The following is a 3,024-nucleotide window of genomic DNA, read 5'->3' as shown; positions in this document are numbered from 1 at the left end:
GCCGCACCCCCGCGGACCTGCGCGCCATGCTGCGCGCGCTGGCCGCCCGCGCCGAAAGCGGCGACACCGTCGAGGGATTGGTCGACGCCGACACCGCCTTCCATCGCACCGTGGTGGCCGCCGCCCACAACGACATCCTGCTCGAACTGTTCAACGCCTTCGTCCCGCGCTCGCGCCACGCCATGATCGACATGCTCCGCATCCGTCCGATGCGCTCGCCCGGGAGCGATCACGACGCGCACGAACACCTCTACGACGCCATCCGCGCCCGCGATCCCGAGGCCGCCGCCGGCGCCAGCCGAGTGCACCTCAGCGCCCTCAAAGCCGCCTTCGACACCTAGCCTGACCTGCGCGGGAAAAAAACTTTCGCGATCGCGATGAGTTTCCGCGACGACCCCCGTCCTATCCAGCGAGCGGTTCGACACCGAACCGACAAGCCCCGGAAGGACATTCGACATGACCACCATCGCCGCCACCCCGACCCTGACCGTCGCCGCCCCGAGCAAGCTCCGCAACCGCGTGCTGTGGACCCTGCAGATCGTCCTCGGCCTGTTCTTCATCATCGCCTCCGGCCTGCCGAAGTTCTTCGGCCAGGCCGACGCCGTCCGCATCTACAACGAGATCGGCTGGGGCGACTGGTTCCGCTACTTCACCGGCCTGGTCGAGGTCTCCGGCGGCCTGGGCCTGATGATTCCCCGCCTGTCCGGCCCGGCCGCCGCGGGCCTGTCCATCACCATGGTGTGCGCCGCCGCCACCCAGGCCTTCCTGCTCAGCGCGCCGGGCATGGCCATCTTCCCGCTGGTCCTGGTCGGTGTCTTCGCCTGGATCGCCTACGAGCGCCGCGCCTCCTTCGCCACCTTCACCGACCTGGCGAAGTGACCCGCTCGATCGCACGGCCCCCGAACCCGTCGCCGCTGACACGCGGCGGCGGGTTTTCGTATGTCAGGTGACAACTGATTTCGTTGCGTCGGGGGCAACTCGCCGGGTACGTCCAAGATCGGTTCGGCTCTCAACGCCATCTCCGCATGTGGGGCTTATGACGGCTCCCGAGCCGGGCGAAAAAGTCGCGGGGAGGCGGAATGGAAAGATAGTGCGGGTGAGCGGCGACATCATTGATGAACTGACCTGGCGCGGACTGATCGCGCAGTCCACCGATCTGGACGCCCTGCGCGCGGCCACGGCCAAGGGCCCGATCACCCTCTATGCCGGATTCGACCCGACCGCGGCAAGCCTGCACGCCGGCCACCTGGTCCCGCTGCTGGCGCTCAAGCGCTTCCAGCGCGCGGGCCACCGGCCGGTGGTGCTGGCCGGCGGCGCGACCGGCCTGATCGGCGACCCCCGCGACGTCGGCGAGCGCACCATGAACTCCACCGACACCGTGGCCGAGTGGGCGGGCCGGATCCGTGCCCAGCTGGAACGCTTCGTGGATCTGGACGGCGGCGACAACGCGGCCGTCATCGCCAACAACATGGATTGGACCGGACCGCTCAGCACGGTCTCGTTCCTGCGCGATATCGGCAAGCACTTCTCGGTGAACGTCATGCTGGCGCGCGACACGGTCAAGCGCCGCCTCGAATCCGACGGCATGTCCTACACCGAGTTCAGCTACATGCTGCTGCAGGCCAACGACTTCCTGCAGCTGCGCCGCGAATACGGCTGCACGCTGCAGGTCGGCGGCTCCGATCAATGGGGCAACATCATCGCCGGCGTCGAGCTCAACCGCCGCGTCGACGGCGAGCACGTGCACGCGCTCACCGTCCCGCTGGTCACCTCGGCCGACGGCAAGAAGTTCGGCAAGTCCACCGGTGGCGGCAGCCTCTGGCTGGACCCGGAGATGACCAGCCCCTACGCCTGGTACCAGTACTTCGTGAACACCGCCGACGCCGACGTGGTCCGCTACCTGCGCTGGTTCACCTTCCTGTCGCGCGAGGAACTCGACGAGCTGGAGAAGGCCACGGCCGAGCGGCCCTTCGCCCGCGAAGCGCAGAAGCGCCTGGCCGCGGAGATGACCACCCTCGTGCACGGCGAGGAGAACACCCGCGCGGTGCAGCTGGCCAGCCAAGCCCTGTTCGGCCGCGGCGACCTGCGCGAACTCGACGAGTCCACACTGTCGGCGGCGCTCGCCGAATCCGCGGTGGACGGCAAGCTCGCCGAGGCCACCCCCACCTCGACCATCGTCGATCTGCTGGTCGACTCCGGTCTGTGCGAGGGCCGCAGCGCGGCCCGGCGCGCGGTCAACGAGGGTGGCGCGGCGGTCAACAACGAGAAGATCGCCGACCCCGAGTGGATCCCCGCCGAGGCCGACTACCTGCACGGACGCTGGCTGGTACTGCGCCGCGGCAAGAAGAACTTCGCCGGCGTGCGCCGCGCGGGCCACTGATCGCGATCCTCGATAGGGCAACAAGATCGAAATGACCTGAGTCACAAGCCGGTGGCTCAGGCCCTCGAATCGCCCGGTCCGCGGCAGGTTCACCTGCGCAAACGTCTCGGTGACCAGCGGATTTGACCTTGCGTTATCCGCCGCGTAACTTAGTCCAAGTCAGAGCGACACGGACACCGACCGGGACCGAAACGCCCAGCTCAGAGGCTGGAAATCGGATCCGGAAACGAGGTTGGACGAGGGCGCCGGACGCGAACACGAACACCCAGCCAAAAATTGGTTCTTGACTTCTGTCGGGTTCTGTGACTAGGCTGGAAAAGTTGCCTCGTTGGAGATCCACTCAAGTTCGGATCGAAGACGTGTGCGTGTGTTCTTTGAGAACTCAATAGTGTGTCGATGAATGTCAGTGCCAAATATTTTATTTGGTTCCGGCCTCACACCCCCCGTGTGATGGGGTCGGACATTTAAGTCGGTCATTTTCCGACCGACTATTTTGCTAGGTTTTCGGACTCTGGTTCGAGATACTTCTGATTCGCTTTTCGGAGCGTGTCTAGAGTCTTCAACGGAGAGTTTGATCCTGGCTCAGGACGAACGCTAGCGGCGTGCTTAACACATGCAAGTCGAGCGGTAAGGCCCTTCGGGGT

3 protein-coding genes and 1 rRNA gene are annotated in these 3,024 nt (G+C 66.0%); all 4 read left to right on the top strand.

Annotated elements, in window-relative coordinates; translation table 11 throughout:
- Nucleotides 1-341 (top strand): FadR/GntR family transcriptional regulator (locus ACWELJ_RS33840; protein ID WP_452370133.1); only part of this gene is annotated, 341 nt, incomplete at its 5' end.
- A gap of 115 nt (nucleotides 342-456) precedes the next feature.
- Entirely contained in the window at nucleotides 457-879 is a 423-nt protein-coding gene (locus ACWELJ_RS33835) for a DoxX family protein (RefSeq protein WP_452370132.1), read from the top strand.
- Between the two features lie 217 nt (nucleotides 880-1,096).
- Nucleotides 1,097-2,380 (top strand): tyrosine--tRNA ligase, encoded by a 1,284-nt coding sequence (gene tyrS, locus ACWELJ_RS33830; RefSeq protein WP_452370131.1) that lies wholly within the window; start codon nucleotides 1,097-1,099, stop codon nucleotides 2,378-2,380.
- 559 nt (nucleotides 2,381-2,939) lie between these two features.
- Nucleotides 2,940-3,024, top strand: a 16S ribosomal RNA gene (locus ACWELJ_RS33825); the annotation flags it as partial.

It is taken from the genome of Nocardia sp. NPDC004582 (assembly GCF_053602115.1).
The sequence above is the reverse complement of the archived record's forward strand: the minus strand, read 5'-3'. Positions and strand labels throughout refer to the sequence as shown.